This window comes from Actinacidiphila yeochonensis CN732 (assembly GCF_000745345.1).
GTDB lineage: Bacteria > Actinomycetota > Actinomycetes > Streptomycetales > Streptomycetaceae > Actinacidiphila > Actinacidiphila yeochonensis.
Genome location: NZ_JQNR01000003.1, coordinates 528,028 through 552,120, shown reverse-complemented (window position 1 = coordinate 552,120; position 24,093 = coordinate 528,028). Strand labels below are relative to the sequence as shown.

Annotated in this window: 24 protein-coding genes; 8 read left to right on the top strand and 16 right to left on the bottom strand. The window is 72.5% G+C overall.

From position 1 onward, the window contains the following. Positions 1–41 precede the first annotated feature (41 nt). The 5 genes from BS72_RS03870 to panB all read right to left on the bottom strand — a co-directional run bounded on the left by BS72_RS03870 (position 42) and on the right by panB (position 4,870). Positions 42–881, bottom strand: a complete 840-nt coding sequence (locus BS72_RS03870; protein ID WP_037906397.1) for an ABC transporter permease — start codon at positions 879–881, stop codon at positions 42–44. After that, the gene (locus BS72_RS03865; RefSeq protein WP_051950634.1) at positions 878–1,936 is read right to left on the bottom strand and encodes an ATP-binding cassette domain-containing protein; all 1,059 of its coding nucleotides are present in this window, start codon (positions 1,934–1,936) and stop codon (positions 878–880) included. Before BS72_RS03865 ends, BS72_RS03870 begins: the two co-directional genes overlap by 4 nt. A 297-nt stretch (positions 1,937–2,233) precedes the next feature. Further along, positions 2,234–2,968 carry an anti-sigma factor family protein gene (locus BS72_RS03860; protein WP_051950632.1) on the bottom strand — a complete coding sequence of 245 codons (735 nt, stop codon included), beginning with the start codon at positions 2,966–2,968 and terminating at the stop codon, positions 2,234–2,236. Beyond that, positions 2,965–3,495: a sigma-70 family RNA polymerase sigma factor gene (locus BS72_RS03855; RefSeq protein ID WP_265736779.1), complete on the bottom strand. Its 531-nt coding sequence runs from the start codon at positions 3,493–3,495 to the stop codon at positions 2,965–2,967. The genes BS72_RS03860 and BS72_RS03855 overlap by 4 nt, the downstream gene beginning before the upstream one ends. A 511-nt stretch (positions 3,496–4,006) precedes the next feature. Further along, positions 4,007–4,870, bottom strand: a complete 864-nt coding sequence (gene panB, locus BS72_RS03850; protein ID WP_037906395.1) for a 3-methyl-2-oxobutanoate hydroxymethyltransferase — start codon at positions 4,868–4,870, stop codon at positions 4,007–4,009. Positions 4,871–5,098: 228 nt separating this feature from the next. On the opposite strand from panB, the gene BS72_RS03845 reads away from it, so the two are divergent. Beyond that, positions 5,099–5,407, top strand: coding sequence for a hypothetical protein (locus BS72_RS03845; protein ID WP_051950628.1), 309 nt, complete (start codon positions 5,099–5,101; stop codon positions 5,405–5,407). Positions 5,408–5,485: 78 nt separating this feature from the next. Here the strand turns inward: BS72_RS03845 and BS72_RS03840 are convergent, their stop codons facing one another. Then, positions 5,486–6,022, bottom strand: a complete 537-nt coding sequence (locus BS72_RS03840; RefSeq protein ID WP_037906393.1) for a PadR family transcriptional regulator — start codon at positions 6,020–6,022, stop codon at positions 5,486–5,488. A gap of 150 nt (positions 6,023–6,172) precedes the next feature. On the opposite strand from BS72_RS03840, the gene BS72_RS03835 reads away from it, so the two are divergent. Further along, the gene (locus tag BS72_RS03835; protein WP_078900984.1) at positions 6,173–7,600 is read left to right on the top strand and encodes an MATE family efflux transporter; all 1,428 of its coding nucleotides are present in this window, start codon (positions 6,173–6,175) and stop codon (positions 7,598–7,600) included. A gap of 338 nt (positions 7,601–7,938) precedes the next feature. On the opposite strand, the gene BS72_RS03830 is transcribed toward BS72_RS03835, so the two are convergent. The 3 genes from BS72_RS03830 to BS72_RS03820 all read right to left on the bottom strand — a co-directional run bounded on the left by BS72_RS03830 (position 7,939) and on the right by BS72_RS03820 (position 9,339). After that, entirely contained in the window at positions 7,939–8,166 is a 228-nt protein-coding gene (locus tag BS72_RS03830) for a DUF397 domain-containing protein (RefSeq protein WP_037906391.1), read from the bottom strand. Positions 8,167–8,255: 89 nt separating this feature from the next. Next, a complete protein-coding gene (locus tag BS72_RS03825) occupies positions 8,256–8,447 on the bottom strand; it encodes a DUF397 domain-containing protein (RefSeq protein ID WP_407638921.1) in 192 nt (63 codons plus the stop codon). Continuing rightward, complete coding sequence (locus tag BS72_RS03820; protein ID WP_078900983.1) at positions 8,419–9,339, bottom strand: helix-turn-helix domain-containing protein; 921 nt, start codon at positions 9,337–9,339, stop codon at positions 8,419–8,421. Before BS72_RS03820 ends, BS72_RS03825 begins: the two co-directional genes overlap by 29 nt. Before the next feature lie 193 nt (positions 9,340–9,532). On the opposite strand from BS72_RS03820, the gene BS72_RS33045 reads away from it, so the two are divergent. After that, positions 9,533–10,294: an ATP-binding protein gene (locus BS72_RS33045; RefSeq protein ID WP_063835952.1), complete on the top strand. Its 762-nt coding sequence runs from the start codon at positions 9,533–9,535 to the stop codon at positions 10,292–10,294. 277 nt (positions 10,295–10,571) lie between these two features. On the opposite strand, the gene BS72_RS03810 is transcribed toward BS72_RS33045, so the two are convergent. Beyond that, positions 10,572–11,114, bottom strand: a complete 543-nt coding sequence (locus BS72_RS03810) for a TetR/AcrR family transcriptional regulator (RefSeq protein ID WP_107498662.1) — start codon at positions 11,112–11,114, stop codon at positions 10,572–10,574. Between the two features lie 113 nt (positions 11,115–11,227). Between BS72_RS03810 and BS72_RS03805 the strand changes: the two genes are divergently transcribed. Then, the gene (locus tag BS72_RS03805; protein WP_037906386.1) at positions 11,228–11,623 is read left to right on the top strand and encodes a nuclear transport factor 2 family protein; all 396 of its coding nucleotides are present in this window, start codon (positions 11,228–11,230) and stop codon (positions 11,621–11,623) included. Between the two features lie 62 nt (positions 11,624–11,685). Here BS72_RS03805 and BS72_RS03800 read toward each other — a convergent pair whose 3' ends face one another. Then, positions 11,686–12,312: a TetR/AcrR family transcriptional regulator gene (locus tag BS72_RS03800; RefSeq protein WP_051950627.1), complete on the bottom strand. Its 627-nt coding sequence runs from the start codon at positions 12,310–12,312 to the stop codon at positions 11,686–11,688. 116 nt (positions 12,313–12,428) lie between these two features. Between BS72_RS03800 and BS72_RS03795 the strand changes: the two genes are divergently transcribed. Further along, complete coding sequence (locus BS72_RS03795) at positions 12,429–13,442, top strand: aldo/keto reductase (protein ID WP_037906384.1); 1,014 nt, start codon at positions 12,429–12,431, stop codon at positions 13,440–13,442. 153 nt (positions 13,443–13,595) lie between these two features. On the opposite strand, the gene BS72_RS03790 is transcribed toward BS72_RS03795, so the two are convergent. Both BS72_RS03790 and BS72_RS03785 read right to left on the bottom strand, forming a co-directional pair. Then, the gene (locus BS72_RS03790; protein WP_037906383.1) at positions 13,596–14,711 is read right to left on the bottom strand and encodes an NAD(P)-dependent alcohol dehydrogenase; all 1,116 of its coding nucleotides are present in this window, start codon (positions 14,709–14,711) and stop codon (positions 13,596–13,598) included. A gap of 103 nt (positions 14,712–14,814) precedes the next feature. Continuing rightward, on the bottom strand, positions 14,815–16,320 hold the full coding sequence (locus BS72_RS03785; RefSeq protein WP_037906380.1) for an aldehyde dehydrogenase family protein: 1,506 nt from the start codon (positions 16,318–16,320) through the stop codon (positions 14,815–14,817). A gap of 116 nt (positions 16,321–16,436) precedes the next feature. Between BS72_RS03785 and BS72_RS03780 the strand changes: the two genes are divergently transcribed. From BS72_RS03780 to BS72_RS03770, 3 genes are all read left to right on the top strand, one after another. Further along, the gene (locus BS72_RS03780) at positions 16,437–17,354 is read left to right on the top strand and encodes a LysR family transcriptional regulator (RefSeq protein WP_198545745.1); all 918 of its coding nucleotides are present in this window, start codon (positions 16,437–16,439) and stop codon (positions 17,352–17,354) included. A gap of 169 nt (positions 17,355–17,523) precedes the next feature. Next, positions 17,524–17,841: a hypothetical protein gene (locus BS72_RS03775; RefSeq protein ID WP_037906376.1), complete on the top strand. Its 318-nt coding sequence runs from the start codon at positions 17,524–17,526 to the stop codon at positions 17,839–17,841. Between the two features lie 200 nt (positions 17,842–18,041). After that, complete coding sequence (locus BS72_RS03770) at positions 18,042–19,796, top strand: NAD+ synthase (RefSeq protein WP_037906374.1); 1,755 nt, start codon at positions 18,042–18,044, stop codon at positions 19,794–19,796. A gap of 40 nt (positions 19,797–19,836) precedes the next feature. Here the strand turns inward: BS72_RS03770 and BS72_RS03765 are convergent, their stop codons facing one another. From BS72_RS03765 to BS72_RS03755, 3 genes are all read right to left on the bottom strand, one after another. After that, entirely contained in the window at positions 19,837–20,757 is a 921-nt protein-coding gene (locus tag BS72_RS03765) for an endonuclease/exonuclease/phosphatase family protein (protein WP_063835990.1), read from the bottom strand. A gap of 809 nt (positions 20,758–21,566) precedes the next feature. Beyond that, the gene (locus tag BS72_RS03760; RefSeq protein WP_037906371.1) at positions 21,567–22,193 is read right to left on the bottom strand and encodes a TetR/AcrR family transcriptional regulator; all 627 of its coding nucleotides are present in this window, start codon (positions 22,191–22,193) and stop codon (positions 21,567–21,569) included. After that, a complete protein-coding gene (locus tag BS72_RS03755) occupies positions 22,190–23,809 on the bottom strand; it encodes an MFS transporter (RefSeq protein ID WP_051950624.1) in 1,620 nt (539 codons plus the stop codon). Before BS72_RS03755 ends, BS72_RS03760 begins: the two co-directional genes overlap by 4 nt. Positions 23,810–24,093: the final 284 nt, after the last annotated feature.

Sequence of the window (24,093 nt, the reverse complement as noted above, 5' to 3'; positions counted from 1 at the left end):
CCCGGCTCGACCAGGCCGGGCGGGGTGCGGTTCCGGGCCCGTCAGGTCTTCTTGCGGAACCGGGCCACCGCGAGCGGCGCCGTCACCACCGTGATGCCGACCGCCCAGGCCAGCGTCATCCACACGGTGTGCGCCACCGGGCCGCCGTTGACCAGCGCCCGGGAGGCGTCGGCGAGGTTGGAGAGCGGGTTGACCTTGGTGAAGCTCTCCAGCCAGCCCGGCATCGTGCTCGGGCTCGCGAAGATCGAACTGCCGAACTGCAGCGGCATCAACACCAGCATGCCGAGCCCCTGTACCGACTGGGCGGTCTTCATCGTCAGCCCCAGCAGGATGAAGACCCACATCAACGAGGCGCCGAACGCCGTGGACAGCGCCACGGCGGCCAGCAGGTGCGGCACGTCGGTGGCGACCGACATGCCCAGTGCGAAGCCCATGCCGAGCAGGATCGCGATGGCGATCAGCATCCGCCCGACCTCGACCACGATCTTGGCGATCAGCACCGAGGACCGGGCGATCGGCATGGTGCGGAACCGGTCCATGACGCCCTTGCGGAAGTCGTCGTTGATGCCGGTGCCGACGGACGTGGCGAGGTTCATGCCCATCATGGCCATCAGCCCGGGGACCACGTAGTCCACGTACTGGTGCTGGTGGCCCTTGCCGGAGATCGCCCCGCCGAAGACGTAGACGAACAGCAGGGTGAAGATCACCGGCATCAGCAGGGCGTCGAACATCGACTCCGGGTCCTGCCTGATCTGGAGCACGTTGCGGCGGACCAGGGCGCCGACGTGCCGCAGGTTGGCCCGCAGGCCGATCCTCCCGTCGCCGCCCGCGGCGGCGTACCGGCCGCCGGCCGGCGGGGCCGTCAACGTCTGCGCGCTCATACGGAGACCTCCACGTTCTTCTTCTCGTCGGCGCCGCGGCCGGACCCCTCCGGCTCCGCCGTGCCGGACCCGCCCTCGGAGGTGGGCCGCTCGCCGGTGATGGCCAGGAAGACCTCGTCCAGGCTGGGCAGCCGGGTGTCGATGTGGGCGATGCCGAAGCCGCGCCCCGCCAGCAGGCCCACCACGGAGGTGAGCTGGTCGTCGCTGTGGACCGGCACGCTCACCAGGCTCTCGGCCGGGTCGACCTGAAGGCCGCCGACCCCGTCCAGGCCCGCCTCGGTGATCGCGGCGGCCATCGCCGCCGCCTGCGCCGGGTCCGACGGGCGGATGGTCAGTGTCCGCCCGCCCACCTTGGCCTTCAGCTCGGCGACCTTGCCCTCGGCGACCACCTTGCCGCGGTCGATCACCGTCAGCTCGCTGGCCAGCTGCTCGGCCTCCTCCATGTACTGGGTGGTGAGCAGCACGGTCGCGCCGTCGGCGACCATCCGCTGCACCTCCTCCCACACCTCGTTGCGGGTGCGGGGGTCCAGGCCGGTGGTGGGCTCGTCCAGGTAGAGCACCGCGGGCCGGCCGATCATGCTCGCGGCCAGGTCCAGCCGGCGCCGCATACCGCCCGAGTACTGCATCGCGGGCCTGCGGGCGGCCTCGGTGAGGGAGAACCGTTCCAGCAGCTCGTCGGCCCGGCCGCGGGCCTCCTTGCGGGAGAGGTCGAGCAGCCGCCCGATCATGTAGAGGTTCTCCCAGCCGGAGAGCTTCTCGTCCACCGAGGCGTACTGGCCGGTCAGGCCGATCACCCGGCGCAGCTGCCGGGGCTGGCGCAGTACGTCGTACCCCGCCACCCGGGCGGTGCCGGCGTCGGGCTGGATCAGGGTGGAGAGCACCCGCACCAGCGTGGTCTTGCCGGCCCCGTTCGGGCCCAGCACGCCGAGCACCGTGCCCGGTCGCACGTCCAGGTCCACGCCGTCGAGAGCCTTGGTCGGGCCGTAGTGCTTCACCAGCCCGCGTACCTCGACGGCGGCGGGACCGCCGTTGTCCGTCCGTCGCGTCGTCGTCATGTGCACAACTCTGGGGTACGCCGCCGACAGGGCGCCGACATGCCACCGACAGCGATATGTCGGTTCCCTGTCGGTCAGCTCGGTGCGCGGTATCAGCGCAGGTCGGAGCGGGTGTCCGGGGCGGCCGGACGGTATCGGCAGCGGGCGGCGGCGGGCGGCGCCGGGCGGCCAGGGCCCTTGCGGGGCCTTGCGCAGGCGGTGGCGACCTATGGGGCCGGGGTGCGCGGACGACCTTATGCGCTCGGGCGGCCGGGCGACCTTATGCGGCCCGGCCGCGTGGTCGCGGGCCGGGCGGGGCTATTCCGTGCTGCCGCGCGGCCGGTCCGAGGGCGGGGTGCCGGGGCCGGGGACGGTCACGAGCAGCGTCCCGCCGCTCGTGCGCACCTCGAACCGCTTGATCGCGTCCTTGTGCAGCCCGGTCGTGCCCGAGACGGTGAGCGGCTCGGGGTGCGCGCCCGTCCCGTACCCCTCCTCCGGCACCCGCCAGCTCGCCACGGTCTGCCGCACCGCGTGCGGGCCGATCGCCACCAGGTGGCAGTCCAGCGGTCCGCGCACCCCGGTCAGCCGCAGGTCGACCGTGCTGCCCCAGGTGCGGTCGGTGACGCCCACGATCGCCGACACGCCCGTCGCCGGGTTCGTCGCCGACTGCCGCTCCCCGCCCACCGTCGTGACGGCGGCCGGGGTACCGCCGGTACCTGCCTCGGTGGCCACCACCGCGATCGCCGGGCCGCCGACCACCAGCAGCGCGGCCGCCGCGACCGCCACCACCCGGCGCCGCCGCCGGACCCGCCGGTCCGCGGCGACCCGCGCCAGCAGCCGGTGGAGCATCGCGTCGCCGCCGGGCGGTTCCACCCAGCCGATCCCGTCGTCGCGCAGCTCGGCCAGCACCGGTTCCACGCCGGCCAGCTCGTCCAGCAGGCGCCCGCACTCCTCGCACCCGGCCAGGTGCTCCTCGAAGCGGGTCATCTCCGCGTCGTCGAGCGCGCCGAGCAGGTACGCGCCCACGTCCACGTGGTGCTCGTGGGGTGTCACGGTGTGGTCACCCCTCTCTCCTCCAGTGCGTTCCGCAGCGCGCGCAGCGCGTAGAAGACCCGCGACCGCACGGTGCCGGGCGGCAGCCCCAGCTCCTCGGCGGCCTCGCTCACCGTACGGCCCCGGAAGTACGTCTCGACCAGGGCCTGGCGGTGCGCCGCGGACAGGTCGTGCATCGCGTCGGAGATCGTCATCAGCCGCAGCGAGCGCTCCAGCTCGTCCTGCGCGGGCAGCTGCTCCAGCGCGGCCGGCGGAGCCTCGGGCGGGCGCGCCTGCCGGCTGCGGTGGCTGTCGATGACGATCCGGCGGGCCACCGTGACCAGCCACGGCCGCAGCGACCGCGCCGCCGGGTCCAGCCGGGAGGCGTTCTTCCACGCCCGCAGCAGCGTCTCCTGGACGACGTCCTCGGCGAGGTAGCGGTCGCCGCCGACCAGGCGCAGCACGTACGCGAACAGCGCGCCGGCGTGCTCGTGGTACAGGGCCCGCATCAGCTCGTCCTCGGGCGCGAGGCCGACCGGACCCGCCACGTCCTCGGTCTCCGGGGCTTCGGGGTGCCCGGAGTGCCGAGGGGGCTCGGGGTGTTCCGGGGGCTCCTGGGGTGGTCCTTCCACGGGCGCATCCTGCCGCACGGTTCGGCGCCGGTCGAGTCCGCCTGGGGCGAGTCTGATCATGTGCGGCGGTGATGGTGCCCGGCCGGCCCGGAGGAGGCTCCCCCGGAGTCGGACGCGGGCCGCCCCCGGCCGGGTACGTCGGCCGCCGTGGTGCCCGGTACGGCCGGGCGGCCGCGCGTGGAGCCGGTCATGGGGACCTCCCGTGCGTGCGAGGGGCGCCGTCGAAGCGGCGTTCACCGTCACGTACGTACGGGAGCCCGGACCGTCTCAACGGGGAAGGCCCCCAAACGAGCGGTCCCCGGTGGCGGGGCCCGCCGTCCACGCACCCGCCCCCGGCCCCGGGCGCCTGGAGCGGCCCGGGACCGGGGGCGGGGTCAGCCGACGGTCAGTGGAAGCCGGTCAGTGGAAGCCGGTCCATGGACGACGGTCAGTGGAACGTGTGCTCCTCGGCGGGGAACGCTCCGCCCACCACGTCCTCGGCGTACGCGCGGGCGGCGTCGCCCAGGGTCTGCCGCAGGTCGGCGTACTGCTTGGTGAAGCGCGGCACCTTGCCGCCGGTCATGCCGGCCATGTCCGTCCACACCAGCACCTGCGCGTCGCACTCCGGGCCGGCGCCGATGCCGACGGTCGGGATGTGCAGCGAGCGGGTGATCTCCGCGGCGACCTCGGCCGGGACCAGCTCCAGGACGACCGCGAACGCGCCCGCCTCCTGCGCCGCCTTCGCGTCCCGGATCAGCCGGTCGGCCGCCTCCTCGCCGCGCCCCTGCACCCGGTAGCCCAGGGTGTGCACCGACTGCGGGGTCAGGCCCATGTGGGCCATCACGGGGATGCCGGCCTCGACCAGCGCCTCGGTCTGGGCGAGCGAACGCTCCCCGCCCTCCAGCTTGACCGCGCCGACCCCGGCCTCCTTCACCAGGCGGGTGGCGTTGCGCAGCGCCTGCGTCGTCCCCTCCTGGTACGACCCGAACACCAGGTCCGCCACGATCAGCGCCCGGCTGGTGCCGCGCACGACCGCCGCCGACAGCATCGTCATGTGGTCCATGGTGACCGGCACGGTGGTGTCGTAGCCGAGGTGGCAGTTGCCCATCGAGTCCCCGACCAGCAGGACGGGGATGCCGGCCTCGTCGAAGACGGACGCGGTCATCGCGTCGTACGCGGTGAGCATCGGCCACCGCTCGCCGCGCTCCTTGGCGAGGGTGATGTCACGCACGGTGACCCGGCGGGTGCCGCTGCCGCCGTAGAGCGCCTTCGGGTTGTCGGCCGCCTTCTGGGCAGCCGGAAGCTGCGTCATCAGTGACGCCTCCTTCATGTCATCTCGAGGCGCCCTGACGGCGTCCCCGGACCACCTCCCATGCTGGCACGCCCGCCCCCGCCCCGAAAGCCCGCCCACCCGCTACGTGACACCATTCACCGCTGAGCGGTCGCGCTGCCGCCCGGCCGCTCAGCGGTGGAGAGCAGCCGACGGCCGGCGGACCCGACGGCCGACGATCCGACCACCAGACCGGAGTACGGGGGAGCCATGGAACCGACGGCCCTGCGGGACGCACTCGCCGACTGGACCGACCACGACATCGCGGGCTACCGCCTCGGCCGTCATCTCGGGGTCTTTCCACGCGAGCGCACCTTCGGCTCGGTCAAGCGGCTGTTCTGGATAGCCGACTACCCGGTCGGCGAGGCCCTCGTCGAGATGCTCGACCTGATGGCGGCGGCGGGCGTCCTCCTCAAGGACGAGGAGGAGCTCAGGTACAGGTGGAACCCGGTCCCGCCCGACGTCGACTGGAACCGCGAGGACGCCGAGGCCGGGGCCGAGGCCGCCGAACAGGGCTGACGGCGCGCGCCGGGCCTGCGGCCGAGGGGTCCCCGACCAGCGGGACGGGGGACCGGCCCACCCGCCGGGTGGCGCCCCTCACCGCCGGGCCTCGTCGTCAAGGCGGGCGATCGACTCGGCCAGCCACGCCCGCTCCGCCGCCGCTGTGGCCCGTGCGACGCGGAGCATGCCCTGCCGGAAGAGGTCGGGGACCTCCTCGGCGCTCACCGGCTCGCCGTCGCGGTAGAAGAAGCTGGCCGGCGTCTCCAGGAACGCCTGCCTGCGGCGCAGAACGGCGGCCTGGCCGGCTGGGTCCGGCAGGTGGCGCAGGAACGCGAGCAGCGCGAAGAAGCGCTGACCGTCGGAGATCTCGACGTCCTTGGGGTCGCGCAGCCGGGACAGCAGTTCGGCCCGGCCGGCCGGGGTGAGGGAGACGATCCGGCGGTTGGCGGCACCGCTCCCGGGCTCGGTGTGCTGCTCCACCAGGCCCGCCTTCGCCAGCCGGGTGATGGCCGGGTAGAGCGCGCCGTCGCTCACCGGGCGGATGTGGCCGTTGAGGGCCTGGATGCGCGCCTTCAACTCGTATCCGTGCAGGGGCTCCTCGTGGAGGAACCCCAGAACCGACAGCTCCAGCATGCCCGTAGAGCCCCTTTCCGTTTCCCGTCTCCTGCGCTCGTCCCCCTGGCGTCCGGCCGCGTCCGGACCCTTGGCGGGGGTGACGCGGCCATGCTATCTCTTATCGCTGTACATCGATTCGAGGTACAGCGAAACGAGGGGGGACGGTCGGTGGACGGCACGGAACTCCGGCGCCGGCTGGCGTCGCTGGCGTACCCGGTCTACTTCGAGCTTCTGGCCGGGGTGACGGCGGGGATCATCAACATGGTCTGGGTGGCACGGCTCGGCGGGGCCTCGGTGGCGGCGGTGGCGGTCGCGACGAACGTCGAGAACCTGCTGCTCGGCGTCGTCCTCGTGGCGGGCTCCGGCACCACCGTGCTGGTGGCGCGAGCCCGGGGCGCGGGCGACCCGGCAGGGGTGCGGTCCGCCGTGCGCGGCGGCTGGACGCTGTGGGCGGTCGTCACACCGGTCGTGGCCGTCGGAGGCTACCTGTGCCGCGAGCCGGTGGCCCGGCTCGTCCTCGGCGGCGGCGACGGCCGCCCGCTCTCCCTCGCCACCGGGTACTTCGCGATCGCGCTCCCCGGGATCGCGGTGTTCTTCGCCACCAACGTCGTCGACGGCATCCTCAAGGGCGCCGGTGACACCCGCACCCCGATGAGGCTGTCCCTGCTCGCGAACGGGCTGATCCTCGTCCTGGACCCCGCCCTCATCATCGGCCTGGGCCTCGGGGTGCGCGGGGCGGCCGTCTCCACGGTCCTGGGGCGTACGGCCGCGCTCGCCCGCGGCCTCGTCGCCCTGCGCCGCAACGTCCCGCTCAGGGAAACGGCGTCGGATGCGGCGGGGGAGCGCTCAACGGCGGGAAGCCTCTGGGCCGACGCCCGCCGTACCGCCGCGACCGGGCTGCCGATGTCCGCCGACTTCGTCGTCAGGATGGCCGGGACCCTCGCCCTCGTCGGCGTCGTCGCCCGGATCGGCGTGGCCGACGTGGCGGCGTACGGGATCGCGACCAAGGCGACGTACGTCGCCACCATGGCCTTCTACGCGGTGCGGCAGGCCGCCGCCATCCACACCGCGCACCTCCTCGGCGCCGGGCACGACGCGCGCCGCGCCGTCGGACGCCAGGCACTCGTCCTCGCCGGAGCCCTCGGGCTCGCCGCCGCCCTGGCCCTGCTCGCCGCGGCCCCCTGGATACTGCGCGGATTCGGCGCGGGCGGGCGGGTGGCCGCCGCCGGCACGCTCTACCTGCGGTGCGTGGGCCCCTACCTGGTGCTGCTCGCCTGCTTCATCGCGCTGGGCGGGGTGTTCGAGGCCGCCGGCGGCAGCCCGGCCCTCGCCCGGATCACCACATGCGGCGTGACGCTCCAACTCGCCCTCGCGTACGCCCTGTCCGGCGCCGGTTTGCGCGGTATCTGCCTGGCCATGGCGGTGGCGACCGCCCTCCAGTGCGCGGCCGTCACCCGCATGTACCGTCGTGTGGCGCAGCGGGAAGGCAGGGAAGCGCTGGTCGGCGGAGCGGGAAAACCCGATGGTTCCGGTGCCGGAGCCTCCGTGGCATCCGCCCATGACCGAGTGCACCGGAACCGCGGAGGACGCGCATGACGAGGCGACGGAAAGGCAGGTCTCCTGGCCTGCCGCATCTGTCGGTCTCGCGGCAGTCGAGGCGGACGACGCCGAACTCCCGCACGCCTGGCGGTCCGACCCTGTGGTCGCCCACGAAGGTGTCAGCCGCGCTGCACGCCTACTACGCGGTCCGTCGTCGCCCCCGCAGCCGGTCGGCCCACGTACGGCGACGGCCCGGCCCCGTGTCCCGGCGCGAGCGGGAGGATGCGGGGCCGGGCCGTTCAGGACGACGCCGGGGTGGGCAGGGCACGAGGTGTCGCGTGCGCGGACATGAGCGGGCTCCGCCATCCAGCAACGACGTCCGGACGGCGCGAGGGTCACACGTCGAAGGTGCCCTCGCGGACGGCGGTGAGGAAGTACTGCCAGGAGTCGGCGTCGAAGACCAGGGCGCCGCTCTCGCGGTCCTTGGTGTCCCGGACGGCCTGGCGGCCGTCGGCGAGTCGGGCGTGCTCGACGCAGTTGTCGACCGCTCCGCTGTAGCTGCTCTTGTGCCAGAGTGCGCCCGCCAACTCGCTCGGGGCGGTGTGGCGTATCGACTTAGTCATGTGCAGCTGTCCTTCTCTTAGGGTTGCTGCTGCTGATGACCGCCTGTGACCGCGCATCTCGACGTTCAACCCCACGAGGGTGCGGGACGTCAGATGTCGAAGGTGCCCTCGCGGACAGCGGTGAGGAAGTGCTGCCAGGAGTCGGCGTCGAAGACCAGGGCGCCGCTCTCGCGGTCCTTGGTGTCGCGGACGGCCTGGCGGCCGTCGGCGAGTTGGGCGTGCTCGACGCAGTTGTTGTTGCTTCCGCTGTAGCTACTCGTTCGCCACAGCGCGCCCCCCAACCCGCTCGGGGTGATGCGTGGTGCTGACTCCTGGGTCATGTGCGGCGTATTCCTTGAGGAGATCACGGAGGTGTTGCTGCGACGCGGAAGGGGACAGAGCGGCGGCCGTCATCTCGTCCCACACCTTGACGTATGCCTGGACGTCGACCGGCCGCTCAAGCAACGTACCACCCGTGATGTGCTCCAACCACACATAGTCCGCCGGGGGATCGTCGCGCATCGTGAACAGCGTGAAGGGCCCGTACGCCTCCATCGGCAGTGTGGTCTCCAGCGGCAATACCTGGATGGTCACGTTGGGACGCTGGCCCACTTCGTCCAAGTGCTTCAACTGGTCGCGTCGTACCTCCGGACCCGCGCTGATCCTGTGGAGTGCGGGCACGTCGATGACCGCCCGCAGCCTGAAACCGTGGCGGTCTTCGAGGAGTTCCTTGCGCTTCATCCGCGCCTCAACCATCGGTTCGACCTTCTCTGGCGGCAGCGCCATGGAGAACAGATGCCGCATGTAGGCCTCGGTCTGTAGAACACCTGGAATGACGGCGTGTTCGTAGTCACGCACCAGCTTGGAGTCGGCTTCCAGAGTCAGATAGTCGCGTAGGGCGCTGTGGAGCACCGGGCCCTGGCCGCTCCACCAGTCGACCTTGTGGATCTCCTTGGCCAGCCTTCGCATGGCCGCCCGGTACTGCTCGTCCTCGACGCCGTAAAGGTTCAGCAGCGTCGTGAGATCGAGCGGTCTGATGCCGCGGTTGCCGTTCTCGATCTGGCTGATCTTGGGTTGGCCGCACTCCAACGCCTCGGCGGCATCCCGCACGCCGAGACCGCACTTGAGGCGGAGCCGGCGCAGTTCCCCGCCCAATCGGCGGCTGCGCATCGTGGGCATCTCGTCTTGTGGCATGGAGACATGGTGGTGTTCGCGCACTGTCCTCCGCAACGGATTCTGTCCAACTTCAACCTCGAAGGTGAAAGTTCCTAGGAATACTTGCCTAAGTGACTGCGGGCGCGGCACCATCCTTGCCGTGACTCACAGCACGTGTTGCGTGACGTGCTGTCGACCCTTCGTGCGCGCCGTGATCGGCGCTGGAGAATCCATGAACCCCAGGGCACAGGCAGGTCATCCACGGTTCCGGCGGGAAGTCGTCGCCGTCCCCGAAGCCGTCGCGGAGCTGCGCCATACCGCTGACGCGTACACCCGGCTGTGGGGCTTCGCGGAGCTGGCGGGCGATGTCGCGCTGTGCGTCTCCGAGTTGCTGTCGAACGTCGGGAAGCACACCGGATCGCCGGAGTGCGTGCTCACGCTCCAGCGGCAGGCCGACGGGGTCCGGGTGACCGTGAGCGACAGCAGTCCGGTCCTGCCGCGGATGCGGGAGCCCGACTGGGACGCGGAGGGCGGGCGGGGGCTGCTGGTCCTCCAGGGGATGGCCGAGGTGTGGGGCGCCGTTCCCACGGCGACGGGCAAGGACGTGTGGGTCGAGATGCGGGTCGCCGGGGCGCGGGCCGTGTGCGGTGAGCGCGTCGGCCTCCCGCTCCGACTGCTCGACGCGGCGCTGCGGTTCGCGTCCGGAACGGCCCGGCCCGAGGACGTGGAGCGGCGCCTGCGGTGCACGCTGGAGGGCCACGCCACCGGCGACCACCACGCGTTCGTGATGGAACTCGACGGCGACGCGGGCGCGTTGTGGGCCGCGTGGACGCGGGGGTGCCCGCCCGCCGCGCTCACCGTGCTCCGCGACTGCGCGGCCGTCGGTCCCGTCCCGGAGGCCGCGCCCTGTTGCGAGTTCGCCGACCACCCGGGCGCGCACACCTGGCAGTTGACCGACCCGTCCTACGGCCCCGCGCCGGTCCGCGCCGTCTGAGGCGGCGGCGAGGCGCCGCCCGCTGCGAGAAGAACGCCACCACTCGGTCGGCCGGACTCCATGTCGCGGGCGTCGCCCTCTGGTCCCGCCGGCGGCCGGACGGAACCGGGGGCTCCAGTGCCGCTCCCGGCAGGGTGCGCCCCGCTCGCCGTCCTGGCACGGCCGTCCGCCGCGTTGCCGTACCGGCCGAGCAGGCCCACGACGAGGCCGGTTCGGCGCCTTGCGGCCGACCGCACCAGGACACCTCGCTGCCGGGCGAACCGTGCCGGTCGCGGCACTAGCCGAGTTCGCTGCTCAGGACGGCGCGTACGTGTGCTCGTTGGATGCGGCGGATCGCGGAGGGCGTCTGTCCGGACGCCAGGAGTTCGTCGACCAGGTCGATGTGCACGGCGGCCAGCAGGATGTGCGCCAGGTATGCGGCGTCCTCGGCTGTCAGGGTGGGGAGGGCCTCCATCGCTGTCCGCGCCAGCAGGTCCCTCATCCACCGGTACTGCTCGCTTTGCAGCAGCCCGGAAGCCGTCGCTTCGCGAGCTCTCAGCAGGTTGCCGTTGTCGAGCTTGAAGGTGAGCACCGCGTCGAGGAACGCGACGGCTCGGTCCCGCGCGGGCGCCCCGGGGCCGAGCGGTGGGGGGCCGCTCTCCGCCTGGTCCCGCAGGTCCTGGGCCTTCGTGGCCCACAGCGCGTCCAGCAGGCCGTCGCGACTGCCGAAGAGCCGGAAGACCGTTCCCTTCCCGACCTGTGCCTCCGCCGCGATGTCATCCATGGAGACGCTGCTGACGTCGGCTCGCGCGAAGAGCTTGTCCGCGGCCTTGAGTACCACCTCGGGCGAGGTCGGAGGGCGGCCGCGCCTCCGCTCCCTATTTTCGGACTGGTGGTCCGTAATGGTGTTAGGCTCTTCAGGACACACGGGTCGAACACCTCACTGGAGACGTAATGACCTCATCATCCACCCTGCCCTCGTGGTTCTCCCGCGCACTCGACTCGCTCTGGGCCGACGATCTCGACGGCTTCACGTCGATCTTCGCTCCGGACGCGCTCTACGAGATTCCCTTCACCCCCGCCGGCCCGGTGCGGCTGGAGGGCCGCGAGGAGATCGACACCTTCCTGCGTGGCCTGCTCGACGGCGGTCAGCTCCGCTACGGCTCGCTCACGGAGGTCCGCGCCTACGAGAGCGGCGACGATCTGATCGTCGAGGCGGTCGCCCGCCATCACCGTTCCGCGGACGGATCACCGATCGACCTGAGCTACGTCTGGTTCGTCACGCGTCAGGACGGCCGCGTGACCCGATTCCGCGACTACATGAACCCGCTCGAAATCTCGGCGATCTGAGCGACCCGCAAGGGACTCTGCGCCGTCGGACCTCCGTCATCGGCCTCCGCGCTGTTGGGTTCTCAGGGGGATGCCGCCCCGCCGGGTCGGTGCGAAGGGTCGGTCGCGACGCCGGGGCGCGCGGTGCGGAGTCCGTCGATGAGGACGGCGACCATGCGGTGGTTGTAGTCGGGGCCTTCGCCGGACACGGGCATGCACAGGTTGGCGACGGCGTAGAGCAGGTCCCGGGCGCTGACGTCGTCGCGGACCGTCCCGGCAGCCACGGCGTCGGCGAGCAGCGCCGTGAGGACGGGGCCGACCTTGTCCAGGAAGTAGCCGGACAGCCCTTCGTAGGACGGATCGCCCGAGTGCAGGGCCGGGGCCAGTCCTCGTTTGGTCCCCAGCAGCTCGGTGTACCGGCGCAGCCACTCGGCCAGCGCCTCGGCGGGCTCGTGGGCGGCGCTCAGTCCCGGTGCCGTGGCGGCGAGGGCGTCGATCCCGCTCTCCACCACCGCCTTGACCAGGTCCGAGCGCAGGGGGAAGTGCCGGTAGAGCGTCCCGACGCCGACTCCGGCCAGGTCGGTGATCTCCTTCGCGGGCGCGTCGACGCCGGTCGTGTCGAAGACCTTCTTCGCGGCCTCGACCAGTGCGTCCACGTTGCGCTGGGCGTCCGCGCGTATGCGGCGGGGCGGCCCGCCCTTCTCGGTCATGTTCGCTCCGGTTGCGTAACCGGAAAAGCTTTCCGTATAGTTCCGGAAAGAGTTTCCGTTTGGTTGAGCGTCAAGCATCCCACGGACGCGCTCTTCGCACCCCCTGGAGGGACCCCATGGAGTACCGCACCCTGGGCCGCACCGGCATCAAGGTCAGCCCCTACGCGCTCGGCGCCCTGATGTTCGCCACCCGTATGGGCAACGAACCCGGGGAGTCGGCGCGCATCATCCACAAGGCGCTGGACGCCGGCATCAACTTCGTCGACACCGCCGACGCCTACGGTGACTCCGAGGAAGTGGTCGGCAAGGCCCTCCAGGGGCGCCGTGACGACGTCGTCCTGGCGACCAAGTTCGGCCTGGGCCGGGAGCTCAACCGCCAGGGCACCTCCCGGCGCTGGATCACGACCGCCGTCGAGAACTCGCTGCGCCGGCTGCGGACGGACCACATCGACGTCTACCAGGTCCAGCGGCTCGACCCCACGACCGACATCGAGGAGACCCTCTCCGCGCTCACGGACCTGGTCCGCAGCGGAAAGGTCCGCGCGATCGGCTCCTCCACCACCCCCGCCTCCGACATCGTCGAGGCCCAGTGGGTCGCGGAGCGCCGCAACCTGGAGCGCTTCCACACCGAGCAGCCGCCCTACTCCATCCTCAACCGGGGCATCGAGCGCGAGGTGCTGCCCGTCGCGCAGCGCTACGGCATGGGCGTCATGGCCTGGGGGCCGCTGGGCCAGGGCATGCTCACCGGCCGCGTGCGCAAGAACAGCGAGAACGACCTGAGCCGCGCGGGCTTCTTCAAGCACCTCAACGACGAGCGCCGCATCGACGTCGTCGAGCAGCTCATCCCGCTCGCCCAGGAGGCGGGGATGCCCCTGACCCACCTCGCCATGGCCTTCACCATCGCCCACCCCGGCGTCACCAGCGCGCTCGCCGGACCGCGCACCATGGCCCAGTTGGACGACCTCCTCGCCGGCCTCGACGTCCGCCTCAGCGACGAGGTCCTGGACCGCGTCGACAAGATCGTCCCGCCCGGCACCGACGTCAGCGCCCTCGACCAGGACTACGTGCCGCTCGCTATCCAGGACGCCGGCCTGCGCCGCCGCCCCCTCGCCGAACGCGCGGCCGGCTGACCGACCCGGCGCTTCCCGGACCTCCGGCTTTCCGGTGACGGCCTGATACCCCCGGGACGCGTGAGCGTGCCGGGGGTATCAGGCCGTCACCGGCTCCTCCGCGGCCTGGACCAGTGCCTGGGGCAGGCCCTGGGCTGGGCCCTGGATCGGGCCCTAGCGGCCGGGAAGGATGACGGGCTTGACGACGTGCCCGTCGTGGACGGCCGCTATCGCGGCGCCGATGTCCGACAGCGGGAACGTCGACACCAGCTTGTGCAGCGGGAGGGACCCGTCCTCGACCAGTCCGGCCAGCCGGGGAAGGAACTCGTGGGGGCGCGAGGCTCCCTCCACGACACCGACCACCCGCTTGCTGTCGTTGACGAGGTCGGCGACGTCGAGGGGCACGGTGGTGCCGAACGAGGACACCCCCACGACGGCGATCGTCCCCCCCGGCGCCAGCGCCCGGATGCCGGCCGACAGCGCCGCGGGCGCGCCGCTGCTCTCGAAGACGAACGGGGCCCCGCCGGCGAGCAGGTCCCGGATCGCCTGCTCCGGGTCGTCGGTCATCGGGTTCACGGTCCCGGTGGCACCCAGTTCGCGGGCCAGTTCGAGGCGGGAGTCCTGGGTGTCCACGGCGACGACCTCGCGGTCGCCGATCGCGGCGGCCATCACCGCCGAGAGCCCGACGGCTCCCGCCCCGAAGACCACGACCGGGGCGCCCGGGGGCGGCGCCAGGACGTTCCACACACCGCCCGCGCCCGTCTGGACCGCGCACCCGAGCGGAGCGAGCAGCTCGGGCGGCAGACCGGTGGTGACCGGGATCGCGTTGCGCTCGGTGGCGAGCGCGTAGGTGGCGAGCGCGGACTGCCCGAAGAAGCTCCCGTTCGCCGGACCGCCCGCGAAGCGGAGCCGGGAGGTGCCGTCCGGCCGGGTCCCCGCGGTGAAGTTTCGGGCCACGAACTCCCGGCACTGCGTGGGCGTTCCGGCCTGGCAGCGGTCGCACCGGCCGCACGAGTCGAAGGTCAGCACGACGCGGTCGCCGGGGCGCAAGGTGGTGACGGAGGCACCCACCTCCTCGACGGTGCCGGTGCCCTCGTGGCCGGCGACCACCGGCGTGGGCACCGGGGCGGCGCCGGTCTGGGCCTGGATGTCGGCGTGGCAGATGCCGACCGCGTCGATCCGGACCAGGACCTCATCCGGGGCCGGCGCGCCGATCTCGACCTCTTCGACGAGGAACGGAGCGCCGGGCGAGGCGACGACGGCCGCGGTGGCGCGGCGCCAGCCCGTCATCGTGTGCCCGCCGCGCGGAAGGCCGCGTCGCCGCGGATCGGCGGGAGCCGGCGCCGTACGGCGGGCCGGCCGCTGCTGGTTGGGTACATCGCGCGGTTCCTTATCAGAAGGGCGGCAGCTGGCGCTGCCCGGTCTGGACGGTGATCGCGATCTGGTCGGTGAAGTCGTGCAGCGAGTGCGGTCCGGAACGGCCCCATCCGCTGTCGCGCACGCCGCCGATCGGGGCCTGGATCTCGTCGTCGATCGTCGGCAGGTTGATACGGACCGACCCGGCCTTGATCCGCTCCGAGAGCTGGACCGCGCGGTGCGTGTCACCGGACAGGATCGCCGAGGTGAGCCCGTAGAGCGGGCGGTTGGCGATCTCGACGGCCTCGTCCGCGCTGTCGACGGGCTGGACGATGACCACCGGCCCGAACGTCTCCTCGTTCGACACGATCGCGTCCTGGGGGACGTCCACCAGCACGGTGGGGGCGTAGATCGGGCCTTCGTGGGTGCCGCCGGTCAGCAGCCGGGCTCCCTTGGCGACGGCGTCCCGCACGCGCTCGTCGACGCGGTTCAGGGCGTCCGGCGTGATCAGCGGGCCGATGAAGGTGTCCGGGTCCAGCGGCGAACCGGACCGCAGCGTGCCCGCCTTGGCCACCAGCCGCTCGACGAACTCGTCGTAGATGTCGCGGTGCACCAGGATCTTCCGGGCGTTGAGGCAGATCTGGCCCTGGTGGAAGAACGCGCTGAAGGTGGCGACCTGTACGGCGTAGTCCAGGTCCGCGTCCTCCAGGACGATCAGCGGGTTGTATCCGCCGAGCTCCATCACGGACCGCTTGAGCGTCCGGCCGGCCCGCTCGGCGAGCATCCGCCCGGTCGGGACACTGCCGATGAAGTTGATGCAGCGCACGTCCGGGCTGTCGAAGAACGCGTCCGCGACCGCTCCGGCCTCGCCGGGGCCGTGGGTCACCACGTTGATCACGCCCGGCGGGAAGCCCGCCTCCTCCATGATCTCCGCGACCTGGAGGCCCGCCGACACCGGCGCGAGTTCGGTGGGCTTGACGACGACGGTGTTGCCGGCCGCGAGCGGGGACAGGACCGCGCGCCAGGCGAGGATCTGCGCGCCGTTCCACGGCGTGAAGCTGGCCACCACGCCGAGCGGCCGGCGGACGACGGTCTGCGTGGTGCCGGGGAAGTCGGACTGCAGGAGCTCGCCGGCCGGCAGGTACACCCAGCCCGCCGCCTGCTCGATCAGCTGGATGACCAGGCCGAGCTGGAAGTAGCCGTTGAGCAGCGTGGTGCCGGTCTCCTTGGCCATGGTCAGGGCCAGCTCCTCGCGGCGCCGCTCCACGACGGCCGCGGCGGCCCGCAGCAGGCGCGCCTTCTCCGCCGGCGACGTCCGCGCCCAGGCCGGGAAGGCGCGGGCGGCCGCGGCGATGGCGGCCTCGGTCTCCGACCGTCCGCACCGGGCGGCGGTGGCGAAGACCTCACCCGTCCAGGGGTCGAGGTCCTCGAAGGTGCCGGCCTCGGCGGAGAGCCACTGGCCGTCGCTGAAGTACTGGTACGCGGGCGGGGTCTCCTGGTCCTCTCGCTCCGACTGCGGTGCGTCCGGCAGGACGTGACTCATCGCCATCTCCCTGTGTGTGAGCGTTCGTCGTCAGGGGGTCCGCCCCTGCCCGATCGACTCTCGTCGCTGCCCACCATGCAGTCAAATGCAAGTTGATCAAGACTATTATGCGTCTCGTGCATATTGAAGACGTCGACCTCAACCTCCTCAAGGCCCTCGAAGTCCTGCTGGAGGAGCGGCAGGTGTCCCGCGCCGCCGCCCGCTTCCACCTCAGCCAGCCGGCCATGAGCCGGACGCTGACCCGGCTGCGCGCGGCGTTCGACGACGACCTGCTCGTACGCACCGCCCAGGGCTACGTACTGACACCCCGGGCCCGCGCCGTCCAGGCCGAGCTGACCGAACTCATGCCCAGGCTGCGGTCCATGGTCAGCGGTGACATGTTCCAGCCGGCGACGGCCGTCGGGGTCCTCCGCGTCGCGGCCTCCGACTACTTCCTGGCCGTCCTCGCGGACCTGCTGTACCCGGCGTACTTCGGCGCGGCCCCCGGGATGTCCCTGGTGGTCGAGCCGGTGAACTCGGCGACCTTCGACGACATCGACCGGGGCCGGGTGGACCTCGCCTTCCTGCCCGTCCGGCCGCCCCGCTCGCTCCGGCACCAGGTGCTGTTCTCCGAGGACCACGTCTGCCTGATGGCCCGGGACCATCCGTTGACCGGCGACCGCGTCACCCTGGACGACCTCGGCAGCTACCCGCACGCGGGCGTGGCCGCTCTCCAGAGCGAGCAGATGCTCGTGCAGAGCCGGCTCGAACAACTCGGCGTCCGGCCGCCCGCCGGACTCACGGTCCCGTACTTCGCCGCGGCCGCGGCCGCCGTCCGCGGCAACCGGATGATCGCCGTACTTCCCCGGCGCTTCGCCGCCGCCCACCAGGACGCGGCGGTGCGGATCGCGGAAGCCCCCGCCGAACTGGCCGCCTTCGACTACCTGATGATCTGGCACCCCCGGGTGACCAGCGACCCCGCGCACCGGTGGATGCGCTCACTCATGGCCGAGGCCGGAGCCGCGCTCGACGCGGGGGCCCGCGAGCGGCCGTGACGACCGGCCGTGGCGACTGCCGTGACGACTGCCGTGACGACGGACGACGGCGATGCCTCGGCCGCCTTGGCGTCCCCGGTCCGGGTGCTGTCCATTCATTCCTTTCAGTCATGGAACGAGAGCCGAACGGTCTTGGACGCGCCGGGAGAAGCGGCAGTTCAATGGGGCCATGATTCACCACACGATGATCGTTTCCTTCGACAATCCGATTCCCGAGAGCGAGCTGGACGCCTACCTCAAGGACGTCGAGAACGTCATGACGGGGTCAGGCCACGTCCAGACGTTCGCGGCCCGGCGCCACATCCGTGTCCCCGGCGACGACCACTCCCCGGTGTTCGTCTCCACCGCCGTCGTCCAGCTCGGCCTCGCCGACATCGACGCCCTCAACGCCGCCTTCGCCGTACCCGAGGCCTTCGAGCTCATCGGCCGCTGGCAGGCGCGCCACCCGTACAAGGTGGTGTGGGTCAACCACGAGCCGCTGGCCTGAGCGGTCCCACCGGGGCGGGGCGGGGCGGGGCGGGCCCGGGTCCGGCACCGCCCGGCCGCGGACCGTCGGACGGCGCCGGCCCTGCCCGACGGCCGCCCTGTCCGACGGCCGCTCCTTCCGACGGGCGCCCCTGCCCGCGTGACCCGCCGGAAACCCGCCGGACACGACATCGCGTCGGAGTGACGATTAGACTCGGAGGCGTGCCTCAACTTCGGATCGCACTGAACCAGATCGATTCCACCGTGGGCGACATCGACGGCAACCGCGCCGCCGTGCTGCGCGGCGCGCGGCACGCCGCCCGGCGCGGCGCCCACCTCGTGGCGTTCCCCGAGATGATGCTCACCGGCTACCCGGTGGAGGACCTGGCACTGCGCGGGTCCTTCGTCACGGCCAGCCGCGCCGCGCTCGTGGAGCTGGCCGGGGAACTGGCCGCCGAGGGGCTGGGGGAGCTGCCGGTGGTCGTCGGCTACCTCGGCCGGAGCGAGAACGCCCGGCCCCGGTACGGCCAGCCCGCCGGCGCGCCGCAGAACTGCGCGGCCGTACTGCACGGCGGCCGGGTCGCGCTGCGCTTCGCCAAGCACCACCTGCCGAACTACGGCGTCTTCGACGAGTTCCGGTACTTCGTGCCCGGCGACACGATGCCCGTCGTCCGGGTGCGCGGCGTGGACGTGGCGCTGGCGATCTGCGAGGACCTGTGGCAGGACGGCGGCCGGGTGCCCGGGGCCCGGGAGGCCGGGGCCGGGCTGCTGCTGTCGATCAACGCGTCCCCGTACGAGCGGGACAAGGACGACACCCGGCTGGAGCTGGTCCGCAAGCGCGCCCAGGAGGCCGGCTGCACGCTGGCCTACCTGGCCATGGTCGGCGGCCAGGACGAGCTGGTCTTCGACGGCGACACCATCGTCGTCGACCGGGACGGCGAGGTGATCGCGCGGGCCGGGCAGTTCGAGGAGGAGTGCGTGCTGCTCGACCTGGACCTGCCGGCCGCCGCCGGCGCGCCGCGCTCCGGACGGGTCGCGGACGGCCTGGAGCTGCGGCACGTGGTGCTCTCCGAGACCCCCGTCGAGCCCTACCCGGCGGAGCACCGCGGCGGGCAGGCCGAGCGGCTGTCCGACGACGCCGAGGTGTACGGCGCCCTCGTCACCGGCCTGCGCGCGTACGTGCGCAAGAACGGCCTCCGGTCGGTGCTGATCGGCCTCTCGGGCGGCATCGACTCCGCGCTGGTGGCCGCCATCGCCTGCGACGCGATCGGCGCCGAGCACGTGTACGGGGTGTCGATGCCCTCCTCGTACTCCTCCGAGCACTCCAAGGACGACGCCGCCGAGCTGGCCCGCCGTACCGGGCTGCACTTCCGGACCGTGCCCATCGCCCACACGTTCGACGCGTTCATGGCCGGGCTGGGGCTGACCGGGCTGGCCGAGGAGAACCTCCAGTCCCGGCTGCGCGGGGTCACCCTGATGGCGATCTCCAACCAGGAGGGCCAGATCGTGCTGGCCCCGGGCAACAAGAGCGAGCTGGCCGTGGGCTACTCCACCCTCTACGGCGACTCCGTCGGCGCGTACGGTCCCATCAAGGACGTCTACAAGACGACCGTCTTCCGCCTGGCCCGCTGGCGCAACGCCGACGCCGAGGCGCGCGGCGAGGTGCCGCCCATCCCGGAGAACTCGATCCGCAAGCCGCCCAGCGCCGAACTGCGCCCCGGCCAGGTCGACACCGACTCGCTGCCCGACTACGACGCGCTCGACCGGGTGCTGGAGCTGTACGTCGACCGCGACCAGGGCCGCGAGGAGATCGTCGCCGCCGGCTTCGACCCGGATCTGGTCACCCGGGTGCTGAAGCTCACCGACACCGCCGAGTACAAGCGGCGGCAGTACCCGCCGGGCACGAAGATCTCCGCGAAGGGCTTCGGCAAGGACCGCCGCCTGCCCATCACCAACCGCTGGCGCGAGGGGGGTTGATCCCGCAGGGCCTGCCTCCCGGCCCCAGGACGCGTGCGGCTCAGGGGAGTTCGAGGCGGGCGGCGACGGGAAGGTGGTCGCTGCCGGTGCGGGGGAGGGTCCAGGAGGAGCGCGGCTGGATGCCCTTGACCATGATCTGGTCGATCCGGGCCATCGGGAAGGACGCCGGCCAGCTGAAGCCCATGCCGTCGCCGGCCGCGCCCTGGGCGGAGCGCATCTGCGAGGTGACCGAGGCCAGCGCCCGGTCGTTCATCGTGCCGTTGAGGTCGCCGAGCAGCACCACGTCCGGCAGCGCCTCCTTGGCGATGGCCTCGCCCAGCGCGTCGGCGGCGGCGTCGCGCTGCGTCGCGGTGAAGCCGGCGTCGAACTTGACCCGTACCGAGGGCAGGTGCGCCACGTAGACGGCGACCTTGCCGTGCGGGGTGGTCGCCGTCGCGCGCATCGCGCGGGTCCAGCCCATCTTGATGTCCACCGGCCGCGCCCCGCTCAGCGGGTACCGGCTCCACAGCCCGACGGTGCCCTGCACCGAGTGGTACGGGTAGGCCGCCGCCATGTCGTGCGCGTACCGGGTCACCTGGTCCTCGGGCAGCTCCTCCAGGGCGACGACGTCGGCGCCGGCGGCGACGAGGTCCTTGGCGGTGCCGTCCGGGTCGTGGTTCTCCGCGTTGACGTTGTGGGTCACGACCGTCAGGTCGCCGCCGGGCGCGGACTTCTCCGTCAGCAGCCCGCCGAACAGGTTCAGCCACATCGCGGTCGGCAGCACCACCGCGACCAGCGCCGTCACCGAGCGGCGCAGCACGGCCGTGAGCAGCAGCGGCGGCAGGGCGAGCCCGAACCACGGCAGGAACGTCTCCAGCAGGCTGCCGAGGTTGCCGACCCGGTTGGGCAGGTCGGCGTGGAAGACCAGCAGCCCGGTGAGGACGAGGGCCAGCACCGCGGTGGCGATCCCGCGCCGCCACATGCCCGTCGGGCGCCACCAGCGCAGGAAGGCGGCACCCAGACGCCGCCCGGCGGCTCTGCCCCGCTGCGGGGGGAGGCCGCCGCCGGTGGTCGCGTCCGTGCTGCTCTGCGCCTGCGTCATGGGGGAGTCCTTGCCTGCCGCGGATGCCGCTCGCGGTCGTCGTGCTCGTACCCGGTGCGGATGGGGCCGCCCCGGAAAGCCCGGATGCCTGGGTGTCGTGTCCGTCCGTGCTGCGGAGCACCCGTGCTGCGGTGCGCCCGTGCCCGTGGTCTCGGCGGCCGGGCGGTCCGCGCTGGTGTGATCGTCTGCTGGGCTGCCTGCCGTCTTCTCCCGCGGGTGCGTCTGTTGTGTGGGTCTGCCGTGGGTCTGCTGTGGGTCTGTGGTGGGTCTGTGGTGCGTCGCCCGGTCCTGCTCACTCGGAGCGGCCGTGTCTCCTCTCGGCCGATCCGGTGATCAGTACCGTACTGCTGCTCCGACCTTAGGGAACTGATGTGGCCGATATGTGAACCGACGGGCGGGAAGGGGCCAGGGTTCCCCGACGCGGCGGCTAACGGCCGCCTGTGACAGAACCCGGACACACCCGGTCACGACCTCCGAGCGACCGCGTCCGCCCCGGTTCCCGTCCCCGGTGCCCGGCCCCCCTTCTCGGCCCCCGGTTCCCGGCCCCCGGCTTCCGGCACCTGGACCTCGGCCCCCGGTTCCCGCCCGGCAGGCGGCGAGCGGGGGCCGGGGTCCGGGGGCGACGCCAATCCGGTCGCGGGTCCGGTCGCGAACCGGTCGCGAATCCGGTCGCGGGTCCCGTCGCGAGGTCAGTCGCGAGGCCGGTCGTGGGGGCGCATGCCCTGGAGCAGGATGTCGACCACCCGCTCCGCCAGGTCCGGCGGAAGCGGCGCGTCCGGCCGCAGCGTCGCGCGGGCCAGGACCGGCCCGGCGACCATGTCGGCGAGCAGGTCGAGATCGCCGCCCAGCTCCGGGCGGATGCCGCCCTCCGCGACGCCGCGGGCCAGCAGGTCGGTGAGCAGCCGCCGCCGGGCCGCCACCACCGTGTCGCGGTACCGCCGCCACAGCTCGGGGCTGCTCTCCATCTGCGCCATCATGCTGCGCATCAGCCCCGACTCGCGCTTGGCCAGGCCCCGCAGCCGGATGTACTCCACGGCGGCCACCAGGTCGTCACGCAGGGACCCCGACCGGCGGGCCACCGGCGGCGGCTCGATCGCGGCCAGCACGTCCAGCAGCAGCGCGTCCTTGCCGGCCCAGCGCCGGTAGACCGTGGCCTTCGCCACACCGGCCTCGCGGGCGATGCCCTCCATCGTCAGGTCGGCGATCGAGGCGCCCTCGCCGATCAGCCGCAGCACCGTGTCGACGACGCGGACGTCGACGGCCGCGTCACGCGGCCGCCCCCGCCGTACCGCCGTCCCGGTGCCCGGCGCGCTCACGACTCCGCACCGGCCAGCTCCCGCTCCTCCGCGCCGCCCGTGGTGGGGGCCGCGGGGGGCTTCGCGGGCAGGAAGACCAGGGCGATCACGGCGCCCAGCAGCGCCACCGCGCCGGAGGCGACCGCCGTGACGTGCATAGCGTGCAGGAACGCGTCGTCGGCCGGCTTCACCAGCACCTGGCCGCGCGCGCCCATCCGCTGCGCGGCGCCCAGCGTGGCCTCGATCGACTCGGCCGCCGCGCCCCGCCGGGCCGGGGGCACCACGGAGAGGTGCCCCTTCACCTGGTCGCGGTAGACCGTGGACATCAGCGAGCCCAGAATGGCCACGCCGAGGGCGCCGCCGACCTGCCGGAAGGTGTTGTTGACCGCGGAGCCCGATCCGGCCTTCTCCCGCGGCAGCGAGGACATGATCATCACGGTGGCGGGCGGCATCACGTGCGCCATGGCCGTGCCCATCAGGAAGAAGAGCACTTCGAGCACCCACAGCCCGGTGTGCCGGCCGAGCAGCAGGAAGCCGATGAACGACAGGCCCACCAGCGCCATGCCGCCCGTGCACACCGCGCGGGCGCCGAACCGGTCCACCAGGAGGCGGGCCCGGGGCGCGAAGACCATCTGCGCCACGGCGAGCGGGAGCAGCAGCAGGCCCGACTGGAGGGCGCTGTAGCCGCGCACCGACTGGGTGTAGAAGACGATGAAGAAGGTGACGCCCATCAGCGAGAAGAAGACCAGGCCGATGGCGGCGACGGAGGCGGAGAACTGCCGCTTCCTGAAGTAGCCGACGTCCAGGGCCGGGTGGTCGCAGCGGGCCTCGTACCAGACGAAGGCGGCGAGCACCACGACGCCGCCGACGGAGGTGGTCCACACCTCGGGCCGGGTGAAGTCGCCGTACTGGCCGCCCTTGATGATGCCGTAGACCAGCAGCACCAGGCCGGCGATGGAGAGCACCACGCCCACCGGGTCCAGCCGCCCCGGACGCGGGTCCTTGGAGTCGGGGACGATCAGGAACATCGCGACCAGCCCCGCCGCCACGATGGGCACGTTCACCAGGAAGACCGAGCCCCACCAGAAGTGCTGGAGCAGCAGGCCGCCGGTGATCGGGCCGACCGCGATGGCCAGCCCGACCACGCCGGCCCAGATGCCGATCGCGCGCGGCTGCTCGTCGCGTTCGAAGACGTTCATGATGATCGCCAGCGTGGCGGGCAGGATGAACGCGCCGCCCAGGCCCATCACGCCGCGCCAGGCGATGAGTTCACCCGACGAGCCGGCGAACGCGGACAGCGCGGAGCCCGCGCCGAACACGAACATGCCGAAGAGCAGCACCTTCTTGCGGCCCAGCAGGTCGCCGAGCAGCCCGGCGGTGAAGAGCAGTCCGGCGAAGACCAGCGTGTAGGAGTTGATCGCCCACTCCAACTGGCTCTGGCTGGAGCCGAGTCCGATCGGAGCGGGCTGGGCGATGGTCTTCATCGCCACGTTGAGGATCGAGTTGTCCAGCACCACCACGAGGAGGCTGAACAGCAGCACGGTCAGAATCGCCCAGCGGCGCCGGTGGATCGCTTCCGGCACATGGTGCGCCGACGCCCCCGGCACGTTTTTTGTGCTTTTCCCATCATCGGCCATGAAAAGCAGCGTACATCTTTTCGATACGGGGGTGTCTTGTATCGTGCTCAACTCCGGTTGGACATGCGGGAGATGGTCGTGAAGCCGACCGCCTGAGGGCTGTCCTGACGGATGGTCGGAAACGGAAGCGGCGCGACGGAGCCTCGGCTCGGCGGCCCCCGGGCACCGCGCCGGGACTCAGGGACGCCAGGCCCCCGGGACCCAGGCCCCCGGCGCGTGACCCGGAGCCCCGCGCGCGCCGAACCGCCGGCCGGGGGGAAGGGGCCCCGGCCGACGGTGTACGG

Excerpts from the sequence above, each read along its gene's own strand:
- BS72_RS03870 (WP_037906397.1), bottom strand. The coding sequence starts at position 881 with ATGAGCGCGCAGACGTTGACGGCCCCGCCGGCCGGCGGCCGGTACGCC.
- BS72_RS03865 (WP_051950634.1), bottom strand. The coding sequence starts at position 1,936 with ATGACGACGACGCGACGGACGGACAACGGCGGTCCCGCCGCCGTCGAG.
- panB (WP_037906395.1), bottom strand. The coding sequence starts at position 4,870 with ATGACGCAGCTTCCGGCTGCCCAGAAGGCGGCCGACAACCCGAAGGCG.
- BS72_RS03845 (WP_051950628.1), top strand. The coding sequence starts at position 5,099 with ATGGAACCGACGGCCCTGCGGGACGCACTCGCCGACTGGACCGACCAC.
- BS72_RS03840 (WP_037906393.1), bottom strand. The coding sequence starts at position 6,022 with ATGCTGGAGCTGTCGGTTCTGGGGTTCCTCCACGAGGAGCCCCTGCAC.
- BS72_RS03830 (WP_037906391.1), bottom strand. The coding sequence starts at position 8,166 with ATGACTAAGTCGATACGCCACACCGCCCCGAGCGAGTTGGCGGGCGCA.
- BS72_RS03820 (WP_078900983.1), bottom strand. The coding sequence starts at position 9,339 with ATGCCACAAGACGAGATGCCCACGATGCGCAGCCGCCGATTGGGCGGG.
- BS72_RS33045 (WP_063835952.1), top strand. The coding sequence starts at position 9,533 with ATGAACCCCAGGGCACAGGCAGGTCATCCACGGTTCCGGCGGGAAGTC.
- BS72_RS03805 (WP_037906386.1), top strand. The coding sequence starts at position 11,228 with ATGACCTCATCATCCACCCTGCCCTCGTGGTTCTCCCGCGCACTCGAC.
- BS72_RS03800 (WP_051950627.1), bottom strand. The coding sequence starts at position 12,312 with ATGACCGAGAAGGGCGGGCCGCCCCGCCGCATACGCGCGGACGCCCAG.
- BS72_RS03795 (WP_037906384.1), top strand. The coding sequence starts at position 12,429 with ATGGAGTACCGCACCCTGGGCCGCACCGGCATCAAGGTCAGCCCCTAC.
- BS72_RS03790 (WP_037906383.1), bottom strand. The coding sequence starts at position 14,711 with ATGACGGGCTGGCGCCGCGCCACCGCGGCCGTCGTCGCCTCGCCCGGC.
- BS72_RS03785 (WP_037906380.1), bottom strand. The coding sequence starts at position 16,320 with ATGAGTCACGTCCTGCCGGACGCACCGCAGTCGGAGCGAGAGGACCAG.
- BS72_RS03775 (WP_037906376.1), top strand. The coding sequence starts at position 17,524 with ATGATTCACCACACGATGATCGTTTCCTTCGACAATCCGATTCCCGAG.
- BS72_RS03765 (WP_063835990.1), bottom strand. The coding sequence starts at position 20,757 with ATGTGGCGGCGCGGGATCGCCACCGCGGTGCTGGCCCTCGTCCTCACC.
- BS72_RS03755 (WP_051950624.1), bottom strand. The coding sequence starts at position 23,809 with ATGGCCGATGATGGGAAAAGCACAAAAAACGTGCCGGGGGCGTCGGCG.